Source organism: Polyangium mundeleinium, from assembly GCF_028369105.1.
In the GTDB taxonomy this organism is placed as follows: Bacteria; Myxococcota_A; Polyangia; order Polyangiales; family Polyangiaceae; genus Polyangium; species Polyangium mundeleinium.
This window is the reverse complement of record NZ_JAQNDO010000001.1, coordinates 9850217-9874718: the sequence shown is the minus strand read 5'-3', so window position 1 is coordinate 9874718 and position 24502 is coordinate 9850217. Positions and strand designations below refer to the sequence as shown.

Below are 24502 nucleotides of genomic sequence, written 5' to 3'. Positions count from 1 at the left end.
AATGACCGCAGTCTACTCCCCTCCTTTCGGGTCATCGAACCCGGGGAACAGGGGGAGCTGTCCTATCGGGGGAGCCTTCGGGCGCCACGCGAACAGGTCAAGCTGCCCGGTCGGATCGGCGACGGGCTCGACAGGTACCACAACGGGCGCGGGCGTGACCGGAGGGGGTTCGACGTGGTGACGCTCTGCCGATGCCTTCCCGCCCCCCACGACGCGAAGGAAGCCACGGCCGTTCGGAAGCTCCCGGGCCGGCCCTTCAGGCACGCGCGGCGCGAGGGGCTGACGCTCCGGAGGCTCACACAGGCCGGCGGTGAGGAGCGCGGCCTGGAACTCTTCGAGCGTCCACACGTGGTCGGTCAAGCCGAGCTGCATCGCTGGCGTCACGCGGAGGGTCTTCACGACCGTCCCGAGGTTGTACCAGGCGTAATTGAGCGCGACGGCGGCCCGGTGGCGGTCGAGGCGCTTGCTGAACGCGAGGCAGAGCCGACGCATGCGGCCGATGTGGTGGCGCATCGTGGCGTTGTTGCGCTCCACGTAGGCCGTGCTCGCGCGATCCAGGTTCGGGGCCCCGAAGATCGCCCGCTTCGTGATGAACCCGCCGCCGTCCAGGCGCGGCGGTTCATAACGATGGTCGTCGTCGCGCCGCCCGCGTTTCGAGTAGTTCTTGACGGTCTGCGCGTAATCGACGCCCAGTCCGAAGGACGCGCCGATCGCGCTGATGTAGGGCGCGAAGCCGTCCGAGGTCATGGCGGGCATCACGACCAGCCGAGCGCGGATGTCCTGCATGAAGATGTCGGTCGATGCCTGGTCGCGCTTCCCGACGTGCCAGCCGATGACGAAGCGGCTCGACGCATCGAGGGCAACGAACGTGTACGCCTCCCCGACGTCAGGGCCGTCTTCGGGCGTGACGCGCGCCTGCTTCTTCGCGACGTAGCTCCAAATCTCATCGACGGTCACGAGGGGGCAATGCAGGCCCCGCGCGAGCCGGTTGTGCAGGTTCACCGCGCCCTCGCCAAGGGAGAGCGCGAACCGTCCGATCGTCTTCTGCTGGACGCCGGTCATGCGCTCGATCGCCCGCTCGGAGTTGCCCTCTACGAGCGCCGCAAGCACGCGGAGACGCTTCTCTTCGGAAAGGAAGTTCGCCATCGGGCCCTTGCCCCGGCGACGGTCTATCAGGCGCCCCTCTGCGCCATCGCCGCGTCGCCGTTGACGAACCGAAAGTACCACGAAACTCGCCGAAAATGCGGAGAATCGACGCAATGGTCGGACACGAATTGTCCTAGTGTGATGGCTACGGAGCCGCGAACTTTCCCACTTTGCGGAACGTGTAGTACGCAAGACGCATGCCCATTGTCCTCAAGGGAAACAAGCACGTGCTCGTGTGCGTCAGTCACGAACACCCTACGCATACAGCCGTTAACCAAGACACGACGATGGTTTCGGATTCAACGGTATGGTATGCGCTTGACAGCGTCGCTCCTCCTACAAGGGACGGCAAGCTTGCGACGTTCACACCGGGCGGCCCACTGTTTCCTGTGCGTCCATATGTATGCCAGCTATGCGGCTACGTGGAGATGTACGCGGCGAGCGTCATTGCTCCTGGCGTTTGGCCAGGAGGTTCACGATGAGCTCGCAAGACGATTTGGCAGCGAAGGTAGCCAAGCGGGCGAGCATGGATCCTCGATTGCGCGAAGCACTGAGTGCGCCAGTAGATCACGGGCGCGATGGCATGTTGGCGACGCGAGCGCCGCGCATCAAGGACACTGAATTGGACGTCGTAAAGGCAGCCCTTGATAATCCTCCGAAGCGTCCAGACGGGTGGGCGGCGCTTGTCGGAGGCGCGAGCGCGCTGGGACTCATCGCAAAAGCAATAAAGGATATTGTGATGACTCCGGGTAACGGGTTCGATGTGGCCATTCTGGTTGTCGGAACGTCCGCATTGATAGCGCAGACCGTGGTCTATCTCGTAAAACGAGACAAGGTCAAAACCAGCGAACCATTTCACGAGATAGCGCGAAGGTACGTAAACTCGTTGCTCGCAGTAGAGAAGAACGAGAAGGGAGGGCCGTCGTCGTGATGGTCGACAATGAGGAAACGCAGCGGAGGCCTATACGGCCAGCGGGTCCTCTTCCGGTCCTTTGGGTGAGGAGCAGGCTAGGGCGCAGGCGGCGCGGCGGCGTCGATCCGGGCTTCAAGCTCACGGATGCCGCGGAGGATCTCCCGACGCAGGAAGGCGCGGGCGTGGACGCGCTTCGACGGCGCAGCGGTCGCGTCCTCGACCAGCGTCCGAAGGCTCGCGACGACGGGACGCAGCGCGCCCGCGTAGGCCGCCAGCGCGGCCGGGTCGGTCGTATGGACGGTGGCGCGGACGCGCTCGCGTTCCCTGACGCGCGACCGGCTCATGCTGCCCTCCCGATGATCGGCGTCGTCACGACGAGCTTGCCGCCGAGAAGCACCTCGACCGAGACGCCCGCGATGGCGGCCAGGCGGATGGCGAAGGTCCCCGTGGGCGGCGTGCCCTTCGGGTTCGCGATGCGACGGACGGTGTTCGCGGGCATGTTCAGCCTCGCGGCGAGCGCGTTGAAGCTACCGAACGCGCGACGGAGCTTCCGGACCGCGACGCGCACGTGGCGCGCCTCCTCCGCGGAGAGCATGAGCGCGCCCGACTTGCGCCGGCGCGGCGTCTCGGGTTCGGGCGGGCAGGGCGGATCGTTCTCTTGGCCGTATGAGCCGGGCCATGACAGATCGTGCATGGGCGTGACCTCGTGCGAGCGTGGTTGCGTCAAGTCCGCCTCGGAGGTCGGTAGCCCTCCGAGGCGGGCGTCTTTCGGACGACGCACATCCTACGCGTTCCCGATCACGATTCGGCCGAATGACCGCAGTTTCGGCCAAATGACCGCACTACCCGCGCAGGCGACTTGGAGACGCGCGCAGGCGACTTGGAGACGCGCGCAGGCGACTTGGAGGCGCGCCTATTCGTAACTTAGACCGCTCGAACGCGCGCCGTCACCACCCCGTCGGGTCGGTCAGGCCGCTCGTCGCGAGAGCGCCTCGTCCAGGATTGCGAGGCACCCTTCCAGCGAGTCGCACGCATTCAGCGCGCGCCGGAGCGCCGCCGCGCCCGGCAGCCCGTGCAGGTACCCCGCGAGGTGCCGCCGGGTCACGCGTACGCCGTGCGGCTCGCCGCGCTCCTCCGTGTTCATCACGAGGTGCTTCTTGCAGAGCGCGATCCGCTCCTCCGGCGTCGGCGGATCGATCAACCGGCCCTCTTCGAGCAGCGCCTTCGCCTCGCGGAAGATCCACGGGTGCTCGATCGCCCGCCGGCCCACCATCACGCCCTCGCAGCCCGTCTCCGCGAGCGCGCGCTGTGCGTCCTCCGCGCTCTTGATGTCGCCGTTCACGATCACCGGAATGCTGACCACGCTCCGCGCGCGCGCCGCCCAGGACCAGTCCGCCGCCCCCGAGTGGCCCATCTGCGCCGTCCGGCAATGGATGGTCAACGCCGAGACGCCCGCGCCTTCGAGCCGCTTCGCGAGCTCCACGATCGGCATCTCCGACTCGGGGCCCCAGCCGATCCGCGTCTTCACCGTCACCGGCATGGACACGCGTTGCACGACCATCGCCGCCATCTCGACCATCGCGGTCGGGTTCCGGAGCCAGCCCGCGCCCGCGCCGCGGCCCGCGATCTTCGGCACCCAGCAGCCGCAGTTGATGTCGAGGAACGAGGGGCCCGCGGCCGCGGCGATCTCGGCGGCCTCGGCGAGGCGGTCGGGATCCGAGCCGTAGATCTGGATGGCGGTCGGCTGATCGTCGGGGGCGAGCGTGATCTTTCGGCGCGCGTTGCGGCAGCCGCGCAAGAGGCCCTCGACGTTCACGAACTCCGTCACGCAGAGCCCGGCGTCGAGCTCGCGGCAGAGCTTGCGGAAGACGGCGTCGGAGACGTCCTCCATCGGCGCGAGGATCACGGGCCGAGAGGAGAAGAGCTTCTGAAAAAGCGTTCGGTCGGAGGGCACGGCGGTTCTCGAAGGGGAGAGGTTAGAGCATGCGGCAGACGGACGCGCCAGCGATCCCGGCGTGATTGCGGGTAGACTCGCCCACCCATGGAGAAACTCCGGCTTGTCCCGCTTCTGCTCGGTCTCCTCGCCACCGCGTGCGGCTCGGCCGTCCCCGAGCCGAGCACGCCCTCGTCGCTCCTCGCGAGCTCGTCGTACAGCGGCGCGTCGTCCGCGTTCTCCGCGCCGAGCGGGCCCTCGATCCCGAGCCACGGCGACGCGCGCGGCGCGCTCGTCGTGCGCCCGGACCTCGCGTGTGTTCCTTTCGTCCTGCGCGTCGAGCTCGGTGATCCGAAGGCCGGGCTCGACCTTCTGGAGAAGGCCACGCTCGCCATCAAGGAGCGCTTCGGCGCGTCCACGGGCGGCGCGGCCACGATCGCCATGCTCGGCGCGAACACCACGGCGGCGCCGGAGTACACGAAGGTGAAGGACGACAAGCCGCCGCCGGCGCGCTTCATCGTGACCGTGGACGGCGCGGTCGAGGTCCCGCTCGCCGCGGAGGCGGGCTACTGGGCGCGCGCGAGGCTCGTCGCGGGGCTCGTCGAGGCCTCACGCAAGCAAGACGCGCTCGTGCCTTCCACCGGCGAGGGCGCCCCCGAGATCGAGGTCGCCTTTGGCTCGCCCGAGATCAAGCTCCGCGACCCCGAGTCGCACCGGGCCGAGCTCGTCAAGCGCTGGGTCGAGCGCGCGCGCGCCTTTGCCCGCGTCGCCGAGTCCCAAACCGCGCCGCTCCACCTCGTCTCGTGTGAGCCGCCGAGCGCCATCACGCAGACGCCCATCTCCCTGGAGCAGGTCGGCCTCGCGCTCCCCGTCTCCTGCCGCATCGACGTGGCCCCGCTTTCCCGCTGAAGCGGACCCCGCGGCGCCTTCGCCCTGCATGGCGCACTCTGGCGCAGCATTTCACCGCAAACGCCCGCATTTGGGTCGGCATCGCTTTTGCTGATTCCGCCCGCTCCTTGGCTTATCTTCCTTAAGGCTCTCGCCCGAGAGGAGACCTTCCCCATGCGACTCGGCTTCGTCGTCCCGGTCCTCGCCGCCACGCTTCTCGCTTCTCTCACTGCGACCGAGGACGCCGCGGCGTGTGGGGGATGTTTCGTTCCGCCGAGCCAGAGCACCGTTGTCTCGGCGCATCGCATGGCGCTCTCGATCTCGCCGAAGCAAACGGTGCTCTGGGATCAGATCCAGTACAACGGCGACCCGAAGAGCTTCGCGTGGGTCTTGCCGGTCAAGCCGGGCGCGGTGATCGAGACCTCCACCGACGCCTGGTTCGACACGCTCGACGCCGCGACGACCACGCAGATCTTCCAGGCGAGCGTCGACTGCGGCAACAGCGGTGGCAGCGGCTTCGGCTGTAGCGACGCGCTCGCGGGTCGCGCGTTCTCGGCCGCGGAGGATGGCAGCAACGGCGGCGGCGGACCGAGCGTCACGGTCGTCCACCGCGGCACCGTGGGTCCCTATCAGACCGTCACGCTCAGCACGGACACGCCCGGCGCGCTGAATGGATGGCTCGACAGCGCGGGGTACACGATCGATCCCTCGACGCAGCCGGTGATCGACGCCTACGCCGCGGAGAAGTTCGACTTCATCGCGATCAAGCTCCTGCCGGACAAGGACGTGGCGGCGATGACGCCCGTGCGCGTCGTGCAGCCGGGCGCGAGCGCCACGTTGCCCCTGCGCATGGTGGCGATCGGGACCGGCGCGAACGTCGCGATCACGCTCTTCATGATCACCGAGGGCCGCTGGGAGGCGAAGAACTTCAACAACGTCGTGGCGCCGGTCGATCTGCTCTCGTGGGACTTCAAGACGCAGGCGTCGAACTACGGCGAGCTCCGCACGAAGGTGCTCGAACAGAACGGCGGCGCGTCGTGGCTCACGGCGTTCGCGTTCCAGGGCGGCTTGTTCTCGCAGCTCCCTGGTCTCTTCAGCTTCCAGGGGTTCCGCACGTACACGACCGGCGGCAACGGGTCCTTCGCCGACTCGATCGCGGCGGCGTACGTGCAGCAAGGCCTCGCGAACGGCGAGACGACGGACGGCGCGTGCTCGGCGTCCTTCGCGAACGTCAGCAAGAGCGGCGTCATGGTCTCGAACCCGTGCCCCGCGGGCGTGCCGCTCGACGATCCCTCCTGCGGCGAGGTCGGGTCAGGCGAGATCGACGCGCGCACGCTTTCGTGCGGCCCGCTCGACGACCTCGCGGTCGCGATGAACGGCCTGCATCCGAAGGACGTTTGGCTCACGCGGCTCGAAGCGAACCTGCCGCGCGCGGCGCTCGACAATGATCTCGTCCTCGAGCCCGCGGCCTTGCAAGAGACCGTCGACAACATGCATCAGGCGCGCATCGGCACGAACGTGGACGTCTTCTGCGGCGACGGCTCGGCCGCTCCTGTCCCGGGCGCTGGCAAGAAGACCGGCGGCGACGGACGCGGCCCGCTCGTCGTCGGCTTCGGCATGGCGCTCGCCGCGATCGCCGTGGCGGCGCGCCGGCGGCTCGGCGCCACGAGGGCCTGAGCCTTCTTCTTCTCGATATGCTAGGCGCGAGAGCGCCATGGCAACCGTCCGCCCCTTCTCGACCCCGCCTCCTGCAAACCTCGTCAAACGCATCGCCCTCGCGGCCGTCGGGCTCGCGATCCTGGCGATCGCCCTCTCGTCGTGTGTCACGCGTGTCGACGCGGGGCACGTCGGCATCAAGGTCAAGCTCGCGGGCGACGAACGCGGCGTCGACAAGAGCCCCACGGTGCAGGGCTGGGTGTTCTTCAATCCGCTGACGGAGCAGATCATCCTGTTCCCGACGAGCGTGCAGAACATCGTCTGGACGAAGGATCCTCACGAGAGCAACGCGCGCGACAGCTCGATCACGTTCTCCTCGCAGGAAGGCGTGAACATCAACGCCGACGTCGGGCTCTCGTTCCACATCGAGCCCTCGCTCGCGCCGAAGCTCTACGGTCGGTTCCGCAAGTCGGACCTGATGGATCTCGCGAACGGCTACGTGCGCAACGCGATGCGCGAGAGCTTCAACATGCAGGCCTCGCAGATGCCGGTGCAGGAGATCTACGGCGCGGGCAAGGGCAAGCTCGTGGAGAACGTCGCGCAGCGCATGCAGGAGCAGCTCGGCAAGGACGGGTTCGTGATCGATCAGCTCACGATCAACGGCGCGCTTCGGCTGCCGGAGAACGTGGCGAACGCGATCAACCGGGCGATGGAGGCGACGCAGCAGGCGATCCAGGCGGAGAACCGGGTGCGTCAGGTACGGGCGGAGGCGGAGCAGGCCGTCACGCAGGCCGAGGGGCAGGCGAAGGCGGCGCGGGCGCGCGCGCAGGGCGAGGCGGACGCGAAGCTCATCACGGCCAAGGCCGAGGCGAGGTCGAACCTGATCCTCAAGTACTCGATGACGCCGTCGGTGCTTCAGTACCGCGCGCTCGAGCGCTGGAACGGCCGGCTGCCCGTGATGAACGGCGGCGGCGCGATGCCGATGCTCACGTTCGACGCCTCGAAGCTCGGCAAGGGCGGCGACGACGACGAGAAGAAGCTGCTCGAGCTGCTCGGTCAGGAAGAGGAGATGGAGCGCAAGGAGGCCGAGCGCGCGAAGGACGAGAAGGACGGCAAGGCCGACGCGGCGAAGGCGCCCGATGGCGCGGCGCCTCCCGCTCCCGCCGCGCCCGCCGAACAACCGAAGAAGTGAGTCTCTTCTCCCCTCTCCCGCGAGGGAGAGGGGTTGGGGGTGAGGGAGTCGATCACAAGCGCACGTCGAGGTGCGTGCGCTTCTTCAGCTCGTCGAGCCACTTGCGCTTCGCCTTCTCGAGGATCTCCGTCTGAAGGCGCTGCACCATCTCGCCCTTGGCCGCATCGTACGTCGTGTATCGGGAGGGCTGGCGCGAGACGAGCTTCATGATCACGAGGCCCTTCTCCATCTCGACCACGTCGCTGACCTGCCCCGGTTCGAGCGGCATCACCGCGTTCTCGAACTCGGGCGAGAGCGCCGGGCGCTGGCCCTGCTGGGTCTGGGGCGAGCCGATCGGAGCGCGGATCCCGAGGTCGCCGCCCGTGTCGCGCGTGTTCGCCTCGTCCGAGTAGGCGCGCGCGAGCGCCGCGAAGTCCTCCCCGGCGCGAGCGCGCGTCACGATCTCGGCCGCGAGCTTCTTCCGCTCGGCGATCGCCTCGGGGCTCGATCCCGGCATGATTTGCAGCACGATCCACGAGGGGCGGTAGTCCCGGCGCTTGCGCTCCTCGCGCAGCGTGCGTTCGTACGTCGCCTTCACGTCGTCCTCGGTGATGCGCACGCGCCCCTTCACGCGGAGCTGCAGCATCTTGCCTTCGAGGATCTGCCGCCGGATCTCGTCGCGGTATTCCTGCTCCGTCAGGCCGGAGCGCGCCTTCGCCTCGCGGAAGAGATCGGCCGTCGAGATGCCCTGGGCGTTCGCGATGTTGCGGAAGGCGTTTTCAACTTCGTCGGGCGTGACCGTGATGCCCGCGCGCTCGGCGGCCTGCGATTCGAGGCGTTGATCGATCATCGTCTCGAGCATGTCCTTGAACACCTGCGACTCCGCGGCGGCCTGCTCGGCGCCGGGGCGCACGCGTTGCTGAACCTGCAGGAGGAAGGGCTTGGCGCGGGCGCGGAGCTCCGAGAGCAGGATGGGGTCGTCGCCCACGACGGCGACGATTCGCTCGACGATGATGGCTTCGGCCGGCTGCTGGGCGAGCGCGGCGGCGAGGACGAGACCCAGAGCGACGAGCCTTTGACGAGAGCGCATGCCGGGCACGACGTAGCACAATTGCGGCCGTGGGTCCGCGAGCGAATCACCCGAGATCGTCCGTCCCCGTTGCGGCAGCCGTCGCCCTGGTTTATTGCGCCGCCATGCGCGAGTTCCCGAAGCCCTCTGCGGGCGAAGCGATCACGATGTCCTCGTCCGGCCAGCTCCAGGTGCCGGACCAACCCATCATCCCGTTCATCGAAGGCGACGGCACCGGGCCCGACATCTGGCGGGCGAGCCAGCGCGTGCTCGATGCGGCCGTGGAGAAGGCGTACGGCGGCAAGAAGAAGATCGCCTGGTACGAGGTGTACGCGGGCGAGAAGGCGTTCAACACGTTCGGCGAGTGGCTGCCCCAGGGCACGGTGGAGGCGTATCGCCAGTACCTCGTGGGCATCAAAGGCCCGCTGACGACCCCGATCGGCAAGGGCATCCGTTCGCTCAACGTGGCGCTGCGGCAGATGCTCGACCTCTACGTCTGCCTGCGCCCGGTGCGCTGGTACAAGGGCGTTCCTTCGCCGGTGAAGGATCCGGGCGCGGTCGACATGGTGATCTTCCGTGAGAACACGGAGGACATCTACGCCGGCATCGAGTGGGAGGCGGAGAGCCCGGAGGCGAAGAAGGTGATCGCCTTCCTCCAGAACGAGATGGGCGTGAAGAAGATCCGCTTCCCGGAGACGAGCGGCATCGGCATCAAGCCGGTGAGCCGCGAGGGCACGGAGCGCCTGGTGCGCGGGGCGATCGACTACGCCCTCCGGTACAACCGGAAGAGCGTCACGTTCGTGCACAAGGGCAACATCATGAAGTTCACGGAAGGCGCGTTCAAGGCGTGGGGCTATTCGCTCGCGCAGCACGATTTCCGGGACAAGGTGGTGACGGAGCGCGAGACGTGGATCCTCGGGAACAAGGAGAAGAACCCGGAGATCACGGTCGAGCAGAACGCCAAGGAGATCGAGCCTGGCTACGACATGGCGCCGCCGGACATGCAGGCGGAGTTCCGCGCCGAGGTCGAGGAGGCGCTCAAGCTCTGGGACACGCACGGCGGCGGCAAGTGGAAGAAGATGCTCCGCGTCAAGGACTCGATCGCGGACATCACGCTCCAGCAGGTGCTGACGCGGCCGCGTGATTTCGACGTGATCGCGACGTTGAACCTCAACGGCGATTACCTCTCGGACGCGCTCGCGGCGCAGATCGGCGGCATCGGCATCGCGCCGGGCGGCAACATCAACTACGTGACGGGCCACGCGGTCTTCGAGGCCACGCACGGCACGGCGCCGAAGTACGCGAACCTCGACAAGGTGAACCCCGGCTCGGTCATCCTGTCGGGCGAGATGATGCTGCGGCACATGGGCTGGGTCGAGGCCGCGGAGCTCATCAACAAGGGCATGGACGGCGCGATCGGCGCGAAGACCGTGACCTACGATTTCGCGCGCCTCATGGAGGGCGCGAAAGAGGTGAAGTGCTCCGAGTTCGGTGACGCGATCATCGCGCACATGGGCTGAGCGCTTTTCTACGTGACGTGTGGAAGCCCCCTCTTCCGGATCGGAGGAGGGGGCTTTCTACGTTGTCTCCCGACGATTTCATGCGGCCGAACGCGCAGCCGATGCTTACGATCACGCGCCGCTGGGGCTCGTCGAGCGCGTTAGCCGAGGGCTCGGCGTAACGCGCCCTCCGCCTGCGCCGCCTCCGTGCGGGAAAAGCCTCCGAAGACATAACGATCCGGCCGCACGATCACGAGCGCCGCGCCATACCGGACAAACCACCGTTCGAGCGCGCCGTCCTCGTCGACGAGCGCGCCTTCCCGCGCTCCGCTCCCCGCCGGGAGGACCCGGAAAAATTGCGTGCCGAGCCCTTTCCAGAACGGTTCGTCCTGGATCCTCTCGCGTGGATCGAGCCCGAAGCCGAGCACGGCAAATCCCGCCCCGAATGTATCGTCGAGCCGCATGCGCGCGCCCGAGGCGTCACGCACGAACGGCTGCGGGAAATACGTACCTTCCGGATACCGCGGGACCACGCCTGGCGCCCCGTCGAAGCGCCCGCGCCGACGCCGCCCGCCCCGCATCATTCCCTCGTCGCACGTCGGCTTCGGCTTGAACTCCATGTCCCGAATGAACTTGCGTACACGGCTCACCCGATCGAGCCCGCGAAAGACCACGTCGCGCACCGCCGCCGCGCGCGCGTCGCGCACGAGAAAGACATGCCCGAGCCGGATGCTGATCTCCGTCATCGCGAGCAGGTGCGGCCGTCGCTCCCGTTCGTACGTATCGAGCAACCGCTCGCTCGCGCGCCCCGTGATGCAAAGCGCGAGTTTCCACGCGAGGTTCGCCGCGTCCCGGAGCCCCGACACGAGCCCTTGCCCCATGAACGGCGGCATCGTGTGCGCCGCGTCGCCCAGCAGAAAAAAACGGCCCTTGCGCCATTGCGTGGCCGTCTTCGCCTCGAACGTGTACACGCTCGCTCGCTGAATGCGGATTTTGTCGGGATCCACGTACGGCGCGATCAGCCGCGCGATCGACGTGGGCTTCTCGATCGATTCGCGCGTTTCGCCCGGCTGCATCATGAATTCCATGCGGCACTGGTTCTCGGTCCCGCGCGCCACGAAGCCGGGCCGCGCCGGATCACAGACGAAACGCGCGAGCGGCATCGTCTCGGGGATTTCGTCCATCACGCCGGAGATGGCGATCCACGGCTCCTCGTACCGGCGGCCCTCGTAGGCGATGCCCGCGAGCTTGCGGATCGTGCTCTTGCGCCCGTCGCACCCGAGCACGTAACGCGCGCGCAGGTCACGCGTTTCTCCGTTCGGATCCCGCATCGTCAGCCGCGCTCGCTCCGCATCCTCGTCCATCGCGAGGACCTCGTGCCCGAGCCGCAACGACACGCCTTCGAATCGAGCGAGCCCGCGCCGCAGGATGGCCTCCAGCGTGGGCTGGTGAAAGAAGTTCAGCGCGGGAAACCCATGGCCGAAATCGAGCCCGCGGAAGACGAGCTTCGCGAAGGCACGTCCGCTTGCATCGGTGAACGCGGCCTCCGGGCAGGCGTAGGTGGTCGCGGAGAGCTCGTGGTCGAGCCCGGCCTGCTGATAGACGCGCATGGCCTCGTCGTCGCAGGAGAAGGCGCGTGGGGTGCCGTGGGGCGTGCTCTCGCGTTCGAGCACGACCACGCGGAGCCCGTGCCTGCCGAGCAGGTTGGCCATCAGCGTGCCCACGGGACCCGCACCCACGATCGCGACGTCGACGTCTTCGAACATGCCCCCAGCCGTTTCGTGTTGGAACGTGATCAGGAATAAAATGCGCGAATGCGATCGACCACGATGTGCTGCTGTTCCGGCGTCAACGTCGGCGAAATGGGGAGCGAGAGCACCTCGCGGCAGGCGCGCTCGGTTTCCGGGAAGTCCCCCGCTTCGTGGCCGAGGTGCGCGAAGCAAGGCTGCAAATGCAGCGGGACCGGGTAGTAGACGGCGGTGCCAACGCCGGCGGATTCGAGGAACGCGCGGAGATCGTCTCGACGGGCGGCCCGAATCGTGAATTGGTGATAAACGTGGCGGCCTTCGGGATCGTCCTCGGCAGGGCGGACGAAATCGGAGAGGCCCGCCTCGGCGAAGAGGGCGCGATATCGATCGGCGATGGCGCGCCGCGCCTCGGTCCAGCCGTCGAGGTAGGGGAGCTTGGCGCGTAAAACCGCGGCCTGGATCGCGTCGAGGCGGCTGTTCATGCCGACCTCGTCGTGCCGGTACATCTTTTCGCCGCCGTGCGTGCGGAGCCGGCGCACCCGCGTGGCTTTGTCGGGATCGTTTGTCAGGATGAGCCCGCCGTCGCCGAAGGCCCCGAGGTTCTTGCTCGGGAAAAACGAGAGGCAGCCGAACGTGCCGATCGTGCCGGCCGCGCGCCCGCCCCGCCGCGCGTCGATCGCCTGCGCGGCGTCCTCGACGACGGCGACGCCGCGCGCGCGCGCCTCGTCGAGCCAAGCTTCCATGCGCGCGACGCGGCCGTAGAGGTGCACGGGCACGATCGCGCGCGTGCGCGGGCCGAGCGCCACGCGCACGCGGTCGGGATCGAGGTTCCACGATCCGGGCTCGATGTCGACGAATACGGGCCGCGCGCCGAGCCGCGCGATGGCGCCTGCGGTCGCGAAGAACGTGAACGGCGTGGTCACGACCTCGTCGCCTGGGCCTACACCCGAAGCGATGAGCGAGAGCAGGAGCGCGTCGCTGCCCGAGGCCACGCCGATCGCGTGCGCGGCGCCGAGGCGCGCGGCGATCGCCTCCTCGAAGAGGCGAACCTCTTCTCCGAGGACGAACGCCTGCGCCTCGACGACGCGAGCGATGGCCTGATCGATCTCTTCGCGGATCGCGCGATGGAGCGCGCGCAGATCGAGGAGCGGGACCGTGATGCCCCGCTGCTGCATGGTCACGCGGCCGGCGTGGCCTTCACGACGTCGGTGATGCCCTGCACGCTCTTCGCGCTCTTCGCGAGCATCGCCTTCTCGTCGTCCGTCAGCTTGATCTCGAGGATCTTCTCGACGCCGCGGCCGCCGATGATGACGGGCACGCCCATGAAGAGGTCCTTGTAGCCGTACTCGCCGTCGAGGTAGACGGCGCTCGGCAGGAGGCGCTTCTGGTCGAGGAGGAACGCCTCGGCCATCGCGACCGCGGCCGACGCCGGAGCGTAGTAGGCGCTCGTGCCCATGAGCTTCACGATCTCGCCGCCGCCCGTGCGGGTGCGGGCGATGATCGCGTCGAGCTTCTCGCGCGCGATGAGCTCGGTCGCCGCGACGCCGTTGATCGTGGTCGCGCTGAGCACGGGGACCATGTCGTCGCCGTGGCCGCCGAGCACCATGGCGCGGACGTCCTTGATGCTGACGTTGGCTTCCCGCGCGAGGAAGAGCTGGAAGCGCGCGCTGTCGAGCACGCCGGCCATGCCGACGACGCGCTCGCGGGGCAGGCCCGTGGCGCGCTTGAGCTCGTAGACCATCGCGTCGAGCGGGTTCGAGATGACGATCACGAACGCATCCGGACAGTGCTCCTTCACGCCCGCCGCGACGCTGCGGATGATGGGCAGGTTCGTCGCGACGAGGTCGTCGCGGCTCTGGCCGGGCTTGCGCGGGATGCCCGCGGTGATGATCACGACGTCGGCACCGGCGCAGTCCTTCCAGTCGCTCGAGCCGGTGATCTTCGCGTCGTAGCCGATGACGCTCGAGTTCTGCTCGAGATCGAGGGCCTTGCCCTTGGCGAAGTCAGCCTTCGCCGGGATGTCGAAGAGAACGATGTCGCCGAGTTCCTTGCGGGCGCAGAGCGCCGCGAGCTCGCCGCCGATGTTGCCGGCCCCGATGAGTGCGATCTTCTTCCGAGTGCTCATGCGCGGCCCTTTAGCACCCCGCCGAGCTGAAAAGAACCGGCTTGCTGCGCCGCGCAAATCTTGCGCTAAGGTCCGGGCGCCATGGTTTCCGCAGACACCCTCCGCGAAGCGCTCCGGACGACCCTCGACCACACGGATTTCGGGGCGCTCGGCGCGAAATACGAAGGGAAGGTCCGGGACAATTACACCACGGGCGATGGTCGGCGGTTCCTCGTGGCGACCGATCGGATCAGCGCTTTTGATCGTGTGCTCGGCACGTTGCCGCTCAAGGGGCAGGTCCTGAACCTGCTCGCGGCGCACTGGTTCGAGGCGACGAAGCACATCGCGCCGAACCACGTGATCTCGGTGCCGGATCCGAACGTGGTCGAGGCCGTCGAGTGCACGCCGTTGCCCGTCGAGATGGTCGTGCGCGCGTACGTCACGGGCGTGACCTCCACGAGCATCTGGACCCATTACGCCCGCGGCGAGCGTGTCTTTTGCGGCCATCCCCTGCCGGACGGGCTGCACAAGAACGACCGCTTGCCTGCGCCGATCCTGACGCCGAGCACGAAGGCGCCGAAGGGCGGGCACGACGTCTCCGCGTCGCGGGAGGAGATCCTGGCCGAGGGCGTGATCAGCGCGCGGGACTTCGACGAAGCGGCCGAGATGGTGATGGCGCTCTTCGCGTTCGGGCAAAAGCGCTGCGAGGAGCGCGGGCTCATCCTCGTCGACACGAAGTACGAGCTCGGCAAGACGAAGGACGGGCGGATCGTGGTCATCGACGAGATCCACACGCCGGACTCGTCGCGCTTCTGGTTTGCCCGGACATACGACGCACGCCGCGCGCAGGGCGAAGAGCCCGAGTCGTTCGACAAGGAGTACGTGCGCCGCTGGCTCGCGGGCACGGGGTTCACGGGGGACGGGCCGATTCCTACGATCCCGGACGATGTGCGGGTCGAGGCGGCGCGCCGGTACATCGAGGCGTTTGAAGCGATCACCGGGCAGGTGTTCGTGCCGAACCTCGAAGATCCGCACGCGCGGATCCGGCGGAACCTCGCGTTGCCCGCCTGAACCAGGCGCCGCCGGAAGGTGTGTGGCGTGACGCACTCCGCCGGTGCGCTTGTTAATGAAAACGATTTTCATTGTCGTTTTCAGGCCCTCGCAGTAGGTTCCGTCCCCATGAGTCGTTACACAGGTCCCCGCGTTCGCGTGATGCGCGCCCTGGGCTGCGATCTGCCGGGATTTTCGCGCAAGAAGATCGAACGACGTCCGTACCCGCCCGGCCAGCACGGGCAGGCGCGGCACAAGCTCTCCGAGTACAAGGTCCGCCTGATCGAGAAGCAAAAGCTCCGATTTGGCTACGGCGTCAGCGAGGTCCAGCTCCGGCGCCTCATGGTCGAAGCTGGGCGAAGCAAGGCCGCGCCCGGCGAGAAACTCATCGAGTTGCTCGAGCGACGCCTCGACAACGTCGTGTTCCGCGCGGGCTTCGCGCGCACGATTCCCGCCGCGCGGCAGCTCGTTTGCCATGGCTTCGTGCACGTCAACGGGCAACGCGTCGACGTCGCCTCGTTCCGGGTCAGCCAGGGGCAGACGATCTCGCTCGTCCCCAAGGTCTGGAAAAACCCGCACGTGCTCGCCGCGATCGCGGACGAGACGATCCTGCATGCGTCGTGGTTGAACGTCGACAAGGCCACGTTCAGCGCCAAGATCGCGGCGATGCCGGATTCCACGTCGGCGTTGTTCCCGGTCGACGTGCAGCGGGTCGTCGAGTTCTATTCGCTCCGTCTCTGAGCGTCCTCGGTCCGATCCGAGCCCTCCACCCCGGGCGGCGACCACGCGAGCCACGCGACGCAGCCCGGGAGGATCCACGCACCCACCACGAGAAAGGGCAGCGTATAGCTGCCCGACGTGTCGATCAGCTTGCCCACGATCGGGGCCGCGACGATGTACGCGATCGACTGCGCGGCCGCCGCGACGCCGCTCGCCGCCGAGGCGACCGAGGGCGAGACACGCGAGAGCATGTCCGCCGTGAGCAGCGCGAAGATCCCGCCGCCGCCGGCGAGGCCGAGGCCGCCGAGCACCATCGACTCGACGGGCGTGCGCCCAAACGGCGTCGCCGCCGTCACGAGCGCGAAGAGCGTCGCGATGGCGAAGAGGACACGATCGGGCGCGCCATCCACGCGGGATTGGGCGCGCACGCTGGCGAAGTGACCGAAGAGGATCGACCCGGCGTCGAAGAGCACGAGCGGGATCACGAGGTAAGGACCCACGTTTGCCTGCGCGATGTGGTGCGACGCCACGAGATACTTGGAGCCCCAATTGAGCAGGAACCCGATCGCGGGCGCCGATGCCAGGATCGCGAGCGTGGCGCGCAGCACCGTCGGGTGCGTCAGGACCAACCGCGCGCTCGGGCGCTTTCCGGAGGCCGTGGGCGTCGCGTCGAGCACCTCGCGCGCCGGGCTCCGCCACGCGAGGAGGAGCCAGAGCGGCACCCACGCGAGCCCCACGATCGCCGTGCCGAGGAACGCGATCCGAAGGCCCCAGGTCTTCTCCAGGAACGGCGCGAGCTGCGGCGCGACGATGGCGCCGAGGGAGCTGCCCGTGAACAGGAACCCGAAGCCGCGGGCGCGATCGGCCGGCGGGAGCACGCGCTGGATCGTCTGCGCCGCGCCGGGGAACGAAGGGGATTCGGTGAGGCCGAGCGCGATGCGCAACACGAGCAGGCCCGTGAAGCTCGGCGCGAGCGCGTGTGCGGCGGCGACGAACGACCACGCGACCACGGCGCCGAGCAAGCCTCGACGCGCGCCGAGGTGATCGACGAGCCAGCCTGCGAACGGAGCGCCCGCGAGGTAGGCGACCGAGAAGGCCGAGACGAGCCAGCCGTACTGCGTGTCCGAGAGGTCGAAGACCTTCGAGACGGTCGGCGCGAGCGCGGCGAGGGCCTGGCGATCGACGTAGCTGACGGCCATCGTCAAGGTCGCGGTGAGCGCGAGGGCCCAGGCGTGGGGCCGTGAGAGGGCAGGGGAGGCGAGCGGGCTGGGCGCGTTCGTCACGGGCGGCGGGATGCTCGCATGGATCGGGTCTTCTCGGGCGCGTCATGGACGCGGCGAGGCCCCGCGGGTACACCCCCGGCATGCGCCAGCCGATCGCGATCGGGGTGGATCTGGGCGGCACGAAGATCGAGGCCGTCGTGCTCCGGGAGGCGGAGACAGACGCGCCGGCGGTGGACCTCCGCCGACGTGTCTGGACGCCGCGCGAGTGTGGCTACGAGGGCATCCTCGACGCTGTCGCGGCGCTCGTGCGCGACGTCGCTGCGGAAGCGAACCTCGACGCGAAGACGATCCCCCTCGGCGTGGGCATGCCGGGTGGCGTGACGGGCGCGGGCCTCGTGAAGAACTCGAACACGACCTGCCTCAACGGCCGTCCTTTCCGCGCGGATCTCGAGCGCCTCCTGGATCGATCGATTGTCTTCGACAACGACGCGAACTGCTTCGCGCTCGCCGAGGCGCGGCTCGGCGCGGCCTCCGCGCACGTGGGCGGCGTCGTCTTCGGCGTGATCCTCGGGACCGGCGTGGGGGGCGCGCTCGTCCTCCGCGGGGAGGTTTGGCCGGGCGAACATGGCATCGCCGGCGAGTGGGGCCACCACGCCGTGTTCCCCGACCGCGGGCCTGTCTGTTACTGCGGGCATCGCGGCTGCCTCGAGCTCTTCGCGAGCGGGCCCGCCGTCGAGGCGGACTACACGCGCCGCGCGGGCCGCTCGCTCTCGGCCTCCGAGATCGCCGCGTGTCGCGCCGAGGATCCTTACGCCGCGGCCGCGATCGAAGGGTTTCTCGAAGCGTTTGCCCGCGGCCTTGCGAACGTGATCGACATCGTCGATCCGAGCGCGATCGTGCTCGGCGGCGGTCTTTCGAACCTGAACGTTCTCTACGACGAGGGCCGTGAGCGCGTGGCCGCGCTCGTGTTCAACGACGAGCTCCGCACGCCGATCCTGAAGAACAAACTCGGCGACAGCGCGGGCGTGATCGGCGCGGCCTTGTTGGCGATCTAGGCGAAGCGCGACGCTTCCGTCGGCTTCACGCCGAGCGCTTCGAGTGCCGAGGTGAGCTTTGATCGGTGGATCGACACGACCGTCGGCATGCCGCCGGAGATCCCGAACTTCTCCAGGAAGTTGATCCCGCTGTCGAACGCGGCTGCGAACGTCACATTGTCCCCGTCGATCACGGCCGACACGGTCGCCCGCTCCTGACCGACGAGGAGGAGCAACGTCTTGTCGTACGGGCCTCTCCGTGTCGTCGCGTCGACGATCACGATCCCGGGCTCGACGCGCGCGAACGACTTCGCGAGCCTGCGCGACTCGGCTTCGAGTGGCGCGAGCTCTGCGCCGGCGGCGTCGATCGGCTGCCAGAGTGACGCGTCCGTGAGGCCCGTCGCGAGGTGCCGCACGATGAGCCCGAAGAGCGCATGATCCCGCGGCCGCGCACGGAGCGCCCGATCGATGCGCTGCGCGATCGGGCCTGGCGTGCCGATGCGCGTGTCGATCGCCCGCGCGTCCGCGTCGCAGCCCGGATACGGCTCCTCGCCGCCACGCAGCCACTTGGCCCCGCTCGCCAGGCCGTCGAAATCCACGTGGCAGACGAGCGTGTCGATGCGCCCGGCGCGCGCCACGATCGCGGGCGTGATCATCTCCGGGCAGGCGCCGTGCTCCGCCTTCGTGGAAAGCACGAATCGAGCGTCCTCGGCGTACCGCGCGTGATGCAGGCTGTCGTGGTGATCGACCCACGCGCGGAGCCGCGATCCGAGCGCTTCGATGAAAGGCAACGTCACCGTCTCGAAGCTCTTGCCCCCCGCCTCCGAGGCGAAGGCGATGTCCAGGACCACCACATTTCCGCAGAGATCCTTGGGTTTGGGCAGCTTCCGTGGGGAAGCAAACGAAAGCTCGACGGGTTGCATCATCCTTCGCTCGGTTGCGTCCTTCGTGTCATTTCCCTGCATCCGACTCGGATGAAACTCGCACTGGGGAGACGGACATGAAGCGTGGATTCTTAGCATGGGGTGGGGCTCTCGTCGGTCTCTGGCTGTTCGCCGGGGCCGGCGGCGCGCCCGTGGCCCACGCGGACGAGGCATCGGCCGCGGCGGAGCCCACGGTCACAGCGCCCACCTGCTCGATCAAAGGCACCTACCCTCCCTCCAAGAACACCAAGCTCTTCGACGCGTCGAGCGGCGGCAACCTCATCGCCACCCTGACCGGCGCGTACATCCCGATGACGCTCAGCGAGATCCCGTTCGACCCCGCGGCCGGTCGAGCGCGGCTCGCGACCTCCGCAGGCAGCGGCGCGATGCGGCTCGAAGGGTACGTCGCGCCCGCGGACATCTCGCTCTTCACGACGCGCGACATCTCCGTCTACGGCGGGCACGTCTGGATCGCGAGCGCGCAGAAGGTGAAGCTCGTCAAGGCCAGCCACAACTCGCTCACCGTGGAGATCCCGATCGGCGGCACGCTGAACCAGACCGTGCGAGCGACGGCGTCTTGCGACGCGTTCGCGCTCGCGAAGGGCACCGTGCAGCCGTTCGAGGTCCCCGGCAATGGCCGCGGGTACATGACGAAGAAGCAGAAGATCGAGCTCTTCGACAAGCCGAACGGCGACATCGTTCTCTCGCTCGACATGATGGAGGGCGCCGGGCAGCTCTTCTGGAGCACGGAGATGAAGCTTGGCTTCGTGCACGTGATGTCGCGCAGCGATCTGACCATCGACGCGTGGGCGCGCCTGCGTGACCTCGACCCGCTGAAGAAGGGCGAGATGCAGGATCAGTACATCCCGCCCACGACGCAGATCGCCGGCGCGCAGCTCACGTTCGACAAGCCCCCGCCCCTCGTGCGCGCCGCCAAGGAGATCCCGATCCGCGCCAAGCGCGACGACAAGGCGAAGCCGATCGGCGTGATCGAGGCGGATACCGATATCTACGTGCTCGAGACCGTCGCAGGCTGGACGAACATCCTGCCGAAGCACCTCGGGATTGTCCCGCCCGACGACGGCGGCTTCTGGATCCCGTCGAGCGAAGTCCCGAAATAACCACGGCCGTTGCAGCGCTGGCCCCACCGCGGCAAGGATGCGGGCATGCGGCTCCGCACAGCGCTCCCCGCCCTCGTCACGCTCGCCACAGGCACGCTCGTCCTCGCGACGTCCGAAGCTGCGCCCGAACCGAGCACCTCCAAGGATTCGATCGTCGCCCCGGCTGTGGCCGGTCAGCAAGCGCTCGCCGTGCGCGCGTCGAAGGCGGGCATCGTCGCGCGCGTTTGCGCGAAAGAGGCCGACTGCGACGCGGCGTCGGGCGCGACGATCGAGCTTCCCGGCGGGGCCCTCGATCTCATCGCGAAGGGCGCGAAGGTCGAAACGAGGACGCTCGCGGGCGGGCGGCAGATCGTGCGTGTCGTCGCCGGCGGAGGCTCCGGCGGCGCGAGCTTCGTGGCGCTGCTCGCCGCGCCGCTTGCCGGCACAGGCGACGCGCCGATCACGTTGTGGACCGGCTTCACGGGCCTCGCGAAGGGCGAGCACGGCGAGGAGCGTGTGTCCGTGCTCGTCGAGGAGCCGCTGGAGAAAGGCGTCCGGATCGTGGTGGGCGAAGAGCGCGATGACGTCACGGTGTGCGGCCGGCCCGCGCTCGTCTCGGCGCGTGAGGTCGATCCGCAGACGATGACGCTGAAGCGCGGCGCGAGCGTGCAGAACCTCTCCGGCAAGGAGCGCGCCGAGGCGGTGAAGCTCGCGGCGACCTCCGCGTCCGGGGACAAACCACGGCCGCTCGTGCCGCTCCTCGTGGCGCGCACGGCGTCGAGCGCCGTGGGAAAATCGTTCGCGACGCTCACGGACGGGGATCTGGAGACGACGTGGTCCGAGGCGAAAACAGGGCCGGGGCGAGGGGAGTTCGTGACGTTCTCGTCGGCGAGCGAGGTGCCGATCACGTCGCTCGACATCGTCGTGCGCCCGCCCAAGGCCGAGGTGCCCGGAGGCGCCGCGCCGAAGACGATTTACCTCGCCACGCCGGAAAAACTCTACGAGGTGAGCTTCCCGGAGGACGCGTTCAAGAAGGCGGGCGTGCGGTACGAGGTGAAGCTTCCCGAGCCGATCACGGCCACGTGCTTGTCGCTCGTGCTCGACGCGGCGTACGCGCCGGCGAGCGCGGCGGACGCGCGCGTGACGATTGCCGAGATCACGGCGCGCACCGCGTTCGACGAGAGCTCACCCGAGGCGCTCGTGGGCGCGCTCGCGGGCGGGAGCGAGCGGTCGAAGGGCGCGGCGGCGTTGCTTGCGCGGGGCGGCAACGCCGCGGTGAAGGCGACGATCCAGGGCTACGACAAGCTCGACGACGCCGGCAAGCAGCTCGCCGAGGGCGTGATCGACGCGGCCCCGTGCGCCGACCAGGCGCCGTTCTGGACACGCGTGATGCAAGCCGAGCTCGAAAAGAAGCGCCCGAAGCACGCCCCCGAGGAGCAGGCGCTCGTGCACGCGCGCGATCGCCTGCGCCGCTGCGGGCGCGCGTCGGCCGCATCGCTCGCGGAGCTCGTGGAGAAGGGCGAAGGCAAGGTCCGGATCGAGGCCGCGTCCGAGCTCTCGCTCATCGCGCCGGCCGAGGCGATCCCTCTCCTCGTGGATGCGCTCGCCACTCCGGATGACGCGCTTCGCCGCGAATTTCGCGGCTCGCTCGCGCACGCGGCCAAGAGTGAGCGGGCGCTCGCGGCGCTCGGCGTGGAGCTCGAAAAGGAGCGGTTCGCGGGGCGTAGCGAGGTCGTGCGGATCGATCTGCTTCGCGCGCTCGGGGCGCGCATCGGCCTCGTGCCGGGCGCGCGGGAAGTGTTTGCTTCGCTGGCGACGGATGGTGCGTCGTTCCGCACGCGTTACCTGCTGCTCGGCCCCGCGGCCGATCTCGCGCGCGCCGGGGACAAGGGCGCCGAGGGGTTCCTCGTGGCGGCGCTGCGCAAGGATCCCGATCGGCACGTGCGCACGCGCGCCGCCGAGGTCGCGTTCCGCGCGCCGCAGCTCTTGCCTTTGCTGCTCGAAGCGTCCGAGGATCCGGAGGTGCGCGTGCGCGACGCCGCGGTCCTTTCGCTCGGCGCGCGTGGACGATCGGACGAGGCTCCGCCCGCGGCGCTCGTGACCACGCTCGGCAAGCGCCTCGCGCAGGATCCGTTCACGTTCGTACGGACGAACGCGGCACGCAGTCTTGGCGAAATGCCGAGCACGAAGGCCGGGGACGCGGCGCTCGCGGCGGCGCTCCGTGACGCCTCGCCGGAGGTCCGTGGCCGCGCGCTCGATGGCCTCGGCGCACATCAGGCGATGGCTTACCTCGGCCCGATCCGTGAGCTTGCCGCGAACGACGAGGAGTTTGTCGACGTGCGCGCGCGGGCGATGCTGGCGCTCGCGGCGATGTGTGATCGTTCCGAGGTGGACACGTGGACGAAGCTCGCGCGGAGCACGCCGTTCGCCATGAGCGAAAGGGAGCGCACCCTCGGCGCGGCGGCGATCGCGGCGCTCGGGGACATAAAACCGCAGGATCTCCGCGCCAGGCTCGCGCCGCTCCTCGATCCGAAGGTCCCGCGCAACGTGCGGGAGCTCGCGCGGGCGGCCCTCGAAGCGACGTCCAAGTGCAAGTGATCGCTGCTTTTTCGGGTGTCCTAAGCCCGGGACGGAGGCTCCTCCGCAGGGCACGCACCGCGCGGTAGCGGTGGCCCTTCGATCCGTGTAATTTCAGAGGAGGCAGGGAGCGGAGGAACCAAGGCCCAAGTGAGTAACCCCGCCGAGAACATCAAGCCCGGCACCGTGATCGCCGATCGGTACCGCGTCGTGCGCCAGCTCGGGCGCGGCGGCATGGGCTCGGTGTTTCTCGTTGAGCACGTCCACACGGACGAACAGCTCGCCCTCAAGATCCTGCACTCGGCCGTGATCTCGGACGCCGTGGCGCTCGAGCGCTTCCGCCGCGAGGCGCGTACGCCGGCGCGGATCAACAGCGATCACGTGGTTCGCGTGACCGACGCGGACATCGCGGCGAACCTGAACGGCGCGCCCTTCCTCGTGATGGAGTACCTGCGCGGCGAGGACCTCGATCAGCGCATCGAGCGCGTGGGTCCGATCCCGCCGACCGACGTGGTCCTCTACCTCCGGCAGGCGGCCCGCGCGCTCGACAAAGCCCACGCCCTCGGCATCGTCCACCGCGATCTCAAGCCCGAGAACCTGTTTCTCACGACGCGCGAGGACGGCACGCCCTGCATCAAGATCCTCGACTTCGGCATCGCCAAACTCACGGGCGAGGCCTCGCGCGAGCTCGTCCGCGCGGCCGCGACCACGACGGGCCAGATCTTCGGCACGCCGCTCTTCATGTCGCCCGAGCAAGCGAAAGGCGAGTCGTCGAAGATTTGTGGTCAAACGGATGTGTGGGCTCTCGGGCTCATCGCGCACCGCCTCCTCACGGCCCGCGACATCTGGACGGCCGAGACGATCACCCACTTGATCGCGCAGATCGCGTACGAGCCGATGCCCGTGCCGAGCGAGCACGGCGCGCCCTTCGGCCACGACTACGACGACTGGTTCGCCGTGTGCTGCGCGCGCGACGTGAAGAAACGTTACGCCTCGGCCGGCGAGGCGGTCACCGCGCTCGCGAAGTCGCTCGGCGTGATCGAGACGTTCCCGGGCCCGGGAAGCGGGCCGGATCGGATCACCGGGCGCTTCATCATCGACTCGAAGCTCCTCACCCCGCCCGCGTCCACGGCAGCAGCCTCGACGCTCAGCGCTTCGCAGCTCACCCTGCTCGGCGATCCTCCGCCCACCGATCCCGCGCCGCCCATGCTCACGCCGCAGGAGACGCAGCGGAAGAGCTCCGCGGGGCCGCTCACGCTCACGGGCATGAAGCTCGGCACCGCGCCGTCGCGGAAAACCAGGGTTCTTCGCGCCGCGGCCGTCGCGCTCCTCGTGGGCGCGTCGTTTGGAGGCGCGGTGCTCTGGTTCCTGCGTCCTCCGATGATGAGCGCGGACGACCCGAGCATGCGGCCCGCCTCGCCCGACGGGAAGTCGACCGCGCCTCCGCTGCTGGTCACGGTCGTGCCGATCAACGACACGCAGCACACTGTCATGAACCCGACGCCGTCGCCCTCGTCCACGTCGGCGCACACGCAGATCGCGGACGCGGGGGTGGGGGACGCTGCGCCCACGGCGACCACGAGACCGCCATTTCCCCACCCTACCGCGACGACGACCTACCCGTTCAAGGGAACCGTGGGTCCGCGCAACAACAAGCCGTTCGATCCGCTCTCGGGGCGGCACTGAGGCGCGCCTACCGTTTCTTCGGCTTCCCCGGGGAGCTGGGGTATAGGGTACGCTGAAGTGCG

The 24502-nt window shown here is 68.7% G+C and carries 21 protein-coding genes; 11 read left to right on the top strand and 10 right to left on the bottom strand.

Annotated features, from left to right (window positions below):
* Nucleotides 1-12 precede the first annotated feature (12 nt).
* Nucleotides 13-1146 (bottom strand): transposase, encoded by a 1134-nt coding sequence (locus tag POL67_RS38880; RefSeq protein ID WP_271925783.1) that lies wholly within the window; start codon nucleotides 1144-1146, stop codon nucleotides 13-15.
* Between the two features lie 478 nt (nucleotides 1147-1624).
* Here POL67_RS38880 and POL67_RS38875 point away from each other — a divergent pair, with 478 nt between their 5' ends.
* Nucleotides 1625-2077, top strand: coding sequence for a hypothetical protein (locus tag POL67_RS38875; protein WP_271925781.1), 453 nt, complete (start codon nucleotides 1625-1627; stop codon nucleotides 2075-2077).
* A 77-nt stretch (nucleotides 2078-2154) separates the two neighbouring features.
* On the opposite strand, the gene POL67_RS38870 is transcribed toward POL67_RS38875, so the two are convergent.
* The 3 genes from POL67_RS38870 to dusB form a co-directional block, all read right to left on the bottom strand.
* A complete protein-coding gene (locus tag POL67_RS38870) occupies nucleotides 2155-2403 on the bottom strand; it encodes a hypothetical protein (RefSeq protein WP_271925780.1) in 249 nt (82 codons plus the stop codon).
* On the bottom strand, nucleotides 2400-2753 hold the full coding sequence (locus POL67_RS38865) for a helix-turn-helix domain-containing protein (protein WP_271925777.1): 354 nt from the start codon (nucleotides 2751-2753) through the stop codon (nucleotides 2400-2402). Before POL67_RS38865 ends, POL67_RS38870 begins: the two co-directional genes overlap by 4 nt.
* 273 nt (nucleotides 2754-3026) lie before the next feature.
* Nucleotides 3027-4013 carry a tRNA dihydrouridine synthase DusB gene (gene dusB / locus POL67_RS38860; RefSeq protein ID WP_271925776.1) on the bottom strand — a complete coding sequence of 329 codons (987 nt, stop codon included), beginning with the start codon at nucleotides 4011-4013 and terminating at the stop codon, nucleotides 3027-3029.
* Between the two features lie 87 nt (nucleotides 4014-4100).
* Between dusB and POL67_RS38855 the strand changes: the two genes are divergently transcribed.
* The 3 genes from POL67_RS38855 to POL67_RS38845 all read left to right on the top strand — a co-directional run bounded on the left by POL67_RS38855 (nucleotide 4101) and on the right by POL67_RS38845 (nucleotide 7728).
* The gene (locus tag POL67_RS38855) at nucleotides 4101-4901 is read left to right on the top strand and encodes a hypothetical protein (RefSeq protein WP_271925775.1); all 801 of its coding nucleotides are present in this window, start codon (nucleotides 4101-4103) and stop codon (nucleotides 4899-4901) included.
* A gap of 153 nt (nucleotides 4902-5054) precedes the next feature.
* Nucleotides 5055-6557 carry a DUF2330 domain-containing protein gene (locus tag POL67_RS38850; RefSeq protein ID WP_271925773.1) on the top strand — a complete coding sequence of 501 codons (1503 nt, stop codon included), beginning with the start codon at nucleotides 5055-5057 and terminating at the stop codon, nucleotides 6555-6557.
* Between the two features lie 37 nt (nucleotides 6558-6594).
* Entirely contained in the window at nucleotides 6595-7728 is a 1134-nt protein-coding gene (locus POL67_RS38845; protein WP_271925772.1) for a prohibitin family protein, read from the top strand.
* 52 nt (nucleotides 7729-7780) lie between these two features.
* On the opposite strand, the gene POL67_RS38840 is transcribed toward POL67_RS38845, so the two are convergent.
* Nucleotides 7781-8797, bottom strand: coding sequence for a peptidylprolyl isomerase (locus tag POL67_RS38840; RefSeq protein ID WP_271925771.1), 1017 nt, complete (start codon nucleotides 8795-8797; stop codon nucleotides 7781-7783).
* Nucleotides 8798-8901: 104 nt separating this feature from the next.
* Here POL67_RS38840 and icd point away from each other — a divergent pair, with 104 nt between their 5' ends.
* Complete coding sequence (gene icd, locus POL67_RS38835) at nucleotides 8902-10296, top strand: NADP-dependent isocitrate dehydrogenase (RefSeq protein ID WP_271925770.1); 1395 nt, start codon at nucleotides 8902-8904, stop codon at nucleotides 10294-10296.
* A 140-nt stretch (nucleotides 10297-10436) separates the two neighbouring features.
* Here icd and mhpA read toward each other — a convergent pair whose 3' ends face one another.
* Genes mhpA through mdh form a run of 3 tightly spaced genes read right to left on the bottom strand, consistent with a single transcriptional unit; the run spans nucleotide 10437 to nucleotide 14148 of the window.
* Entirely contained in the window at nucleotides 10437-12041 is a 1605-nt protein-coding gene (gene mhpA, locus POL67_RS38830; RefSeq protein WP_271925769.1) for a bifunctional 3-(3-hydroxy-phenyl)propionate/3-hydroxycinnamic acid hydroxylase MhpA, read from the bottom strand.
* Nucleotides 12042-12070: 29 nt separating this feature from the next.
* Nucleotides 12071-13198 (bottom strand): DegT/DnrJ/EryC1/StrS family aminotransferase, encoded by a 1128-nt coding sequence (locus POL67_RS38825; protein ID WP_271930976.1) that lies wholly within the window; start codon nucleotides 13196-13198, stop codon nucleotides 12071-12073.
* A gap of 2 nt (nucleotides 13199-13200) precedes the next feature.
* Nucleotides 13201-14148, bottom strand: a complete 948-nt coding sequence (gene mdh, locus POL67_RS38820) for a malate dehydrogenase (RefSeq protein ID WP_271925767.1) — start codon at nucleotides 14146-14148, stop codon at nucleotides 13201-13203.
* Nucleotides 14149-14229: 81 nt separating this feature from the next.
* Between mdh and POL67_RS38815 the strand changes: the two genes are divergently transcribed.
* Nucleotides 14230-15198: a phosphoribosylaminoimidazolesuccinocarboxamide synthase gene (locus POL67_RS38815; RefSeq protein WP_271925765.1), complete on the top strand. Its 969-nt coding sequence runs from the start codon at nucleotides 14230-14232 to the stop codon at nucleotides 15196-15198.
* A 108-nt stretch (nucleotides 15199-15306) separates the two neighbouring features.
* Nucleotides 15307-15918 carry a 30S ribosomal protein S4 gene (rpsD, locus tag POL67_RS38810; protein WP_271925763.1) on the top strand — a complete coding sequence of 204 codons (612 nt, stop codon included), beginning with the start codon at nucleotides 15307-15309 and terminating at the stop codon, nucleotides 15916-15918.
* Here the strand turns inward: rpsD and POL67_RS38805 are convergent.
* Nucleotides 15900-17180 carry an MFS transporter gene (locus tag POL67_RS38805; protein ID WP_271925762.1) on the bottom strand — a complete coding sequence of 427 codons (1281 nt, stop codon included), beginning with the start codon at nucleotides 17178-17180 and terminating at the stop codon, nucleotides 15900-15902. The two genes, rpsD and POL67_RS38805, sit on opposite strands and share 19 nt — an antisense overlap.
* An 80-nt stretch (nucleotides 17181-17260) precedes the next feature.
* On the opposite strand from POL67_RS38805, the gene POL67_RS38800 reads away from it, so the two are divergent.
* Complete coding sequence (locus POL67_RS38800) at nucleotides 17261-18175, top strand: ROK family protein (RefSeq protein WP_271925761.1); 915 nt, start codon at nucleotides 17261-17263, stop codon at nucleotides 18173-18175.
* On the opposite strand, the gene POL67_RS38795 is transcribed toward POL67_RS38800, so the two are convergent.
* Nucleotides 18172-19080 (bottom strand): hypothetical protein, encoded by a 909-nt coding sequence (locus POL67_RS38795; protein ID WP_271925760.1) that lies wholly within the window; start codon nucleotides 19078-19080, stop codon nucleotides 18172-18174. The two genes, POL67_RS38800 and POL67_RS38795, sit on opposite strands and share 4 nt — an antisense overlap.
* 74 nt (nucleotides 19081-19154) lie before the next feature.
* On the opposite strand from POL67_RS38795, the gene POL67_RS38790 reads away from it, so the two are divergent.
* From POL67_RS38790 to POL67_RS38780, 3 genes are all read left to right on the top strand, one after another.
* Nucleotides 19155-20198: a hypothetical protein gene (locus POL67_RS38790; RefSeq protein ID WP_271925759.1), complete on the top strand. Its 1044-nt coding sequence runs from the start codon at nucleotides 19155-19157 to the stop codon at nucleotides 20196-20198.
* Nucleotides 20199-20243: 45 nt separating this feature from the next.
* Nucleotides 20244-22775: a HEAT repeat domain-containing protein gene (locus POL67_RS38785; RefSeq protein WP_271925757.1), complete on the top strand. Its 2532-nt coding sequence runs from the start codon at nucleotides 20244-20246 to the stop codon at nucleotides 22773-22775.
* Between the two features lie 129 nt (nucleotides 22776-22904).
* Complete coding sequence (locus POL67_RS38780; protein ID WP_271925754.1) at nucleotides 22905-24440, top strand: serine/threonine protein kinase; 1536 nt, start codon at nucleotides 22905-22907, stop codon at nucleotides 24438-24440.
* Nucleotides 24441-24502 lie beyond the last annotated feature (62 nt).

Excerpts from the sequence above, each read along its gene's own strand:
- POL67_RS38880 (WP_271925783.1), bottom strand. The coding sequence starts at position 1,146 with ATGGCGAACTTCCTTTCCGAAGAGAAGCGTCTCCGCGTGCTTGCGGCG.
- POL67_RS38875 (WP_271925781.1), top strand. The coding sequence starts at position 1,625 with ATGAGCTCGCAAGACGATTTGGCAGCGAAGGTAGCCAAGCGGGCGAGC.
- POL67_RS38870 (WP_271925780.1), bottom strand. The coding sequence starts at position 2,403 with ATGAGCCGGTCGCGCGTCAGGGAACGCGAGCGCGTCCGCGCCACCGTC.
- POL67_RS38865 (WP_271925777.1), bottom strand. The coding sequence starts at position 2,753 with ATGCACGATCTGTCATGGCCCGGCTCATACGGCCAAGAGAACGATCCG.
- POL67_RS38855 (WP_271925775.1), top strand. The coding sequence starts at position 4,101 with ATGGAGAAACTCCGGCTTGTCCCGCTTCTGCTCGGTCTCCTCGCCACC.
- POL67_RS38850 (WP_271925773.1), top strand. The coding sequence starts at position 5,055 with ATGCGACTCGGCTTCGTCGTCCCGGTCCTCGCCGCCACGCTTCTCGCT.
- POL67_RS38845 (WP_271925772.1), top strand. The coding sequence starts at position 6,595 with ATGGCAACCGTCCGCCCCTTCTCGACCCCGCCTCCTGCAAACCTCGTC.
- POL67_RS38840 (WP_271925771.1), bottom strand. The coding sequence starts at position 8,797 with ATGCGCTCTCGTCAAAGGCTCGTCGCTCTGGGTCTCGTCCTCGCCGCC.
- icd (WP_271925770.1), top strand. The coding sequence starts at position 8,902 with ATGCGCGAGTTCCCGAAGCCCTCTGCGGGCGAAGCGATCACGATGTCC.
- mhpA (WP_271925769.1), bottom strand. The coding sequence starts at position 12,041 with ATGTTCGAAGACGTCGACGTCGCGATCGTGGGTGCGGGTCCCGTGGGC.
- POL67_RS38825 (WP_271930976.1), bottom strand. The coding sequence starts at position 13,198 with ATGCAGCAGCGGGGCATCACGGTCCCGCTCCTCGATCTGCGCGCGCTC.
- mdh (WP_271925767.1), bottom strand. The coding sequence starts at position 14,148 with ATGAGCACTCGGAAGAAGATCGCACTCATCGGGGCCGGCAACATCGGC.
- POL67_RS38815 (WP_271925765.1), top strand. The coding sequence starts at position 14,230 with ATGGTTTCCGCAGACACCCTCCGCGAAGCGCTCCGGACGACCCTCGAC.
- rpsD (WP_271925763.1), top strand. The coding sequence starts at position 15,307 with ATGAGTCGTTACACAGGTCCCCGCGTTCGCGTGATGCGCGCCCTGGGC.
- POL67_RS38800 (WP_271925761.1), top strand. The coding sequence starts at position 17,261 with ATGCGCCAGCCGATCGCGATCGGGGTGGATCTGGGCGGCACGAAGATC.
- POL67_RS38795 (WP_271925760.1), bottom strand. The coding sequence starts at position 19,080 with ATGATGCAACCCGTCGAGCTTTCGTTTGCTTCCCCACGGAAGCTGCCC.
- POL67_RS38790 (WP_271925759.1), top strand. The coding sequence starts at position 19,155 with ATGAAGCGTGGATTCTTAGCATGGGGTGGGGCTCTCGTCGGTCTCTGG.
- POL67_RS38785 (WP_271925757.1), top strand. The coding sequence starts at position 20,244 with ATGCGGCTCCGCACAGCGCTCCCCGCCCTCGTCACGCTCGCCACAGGC.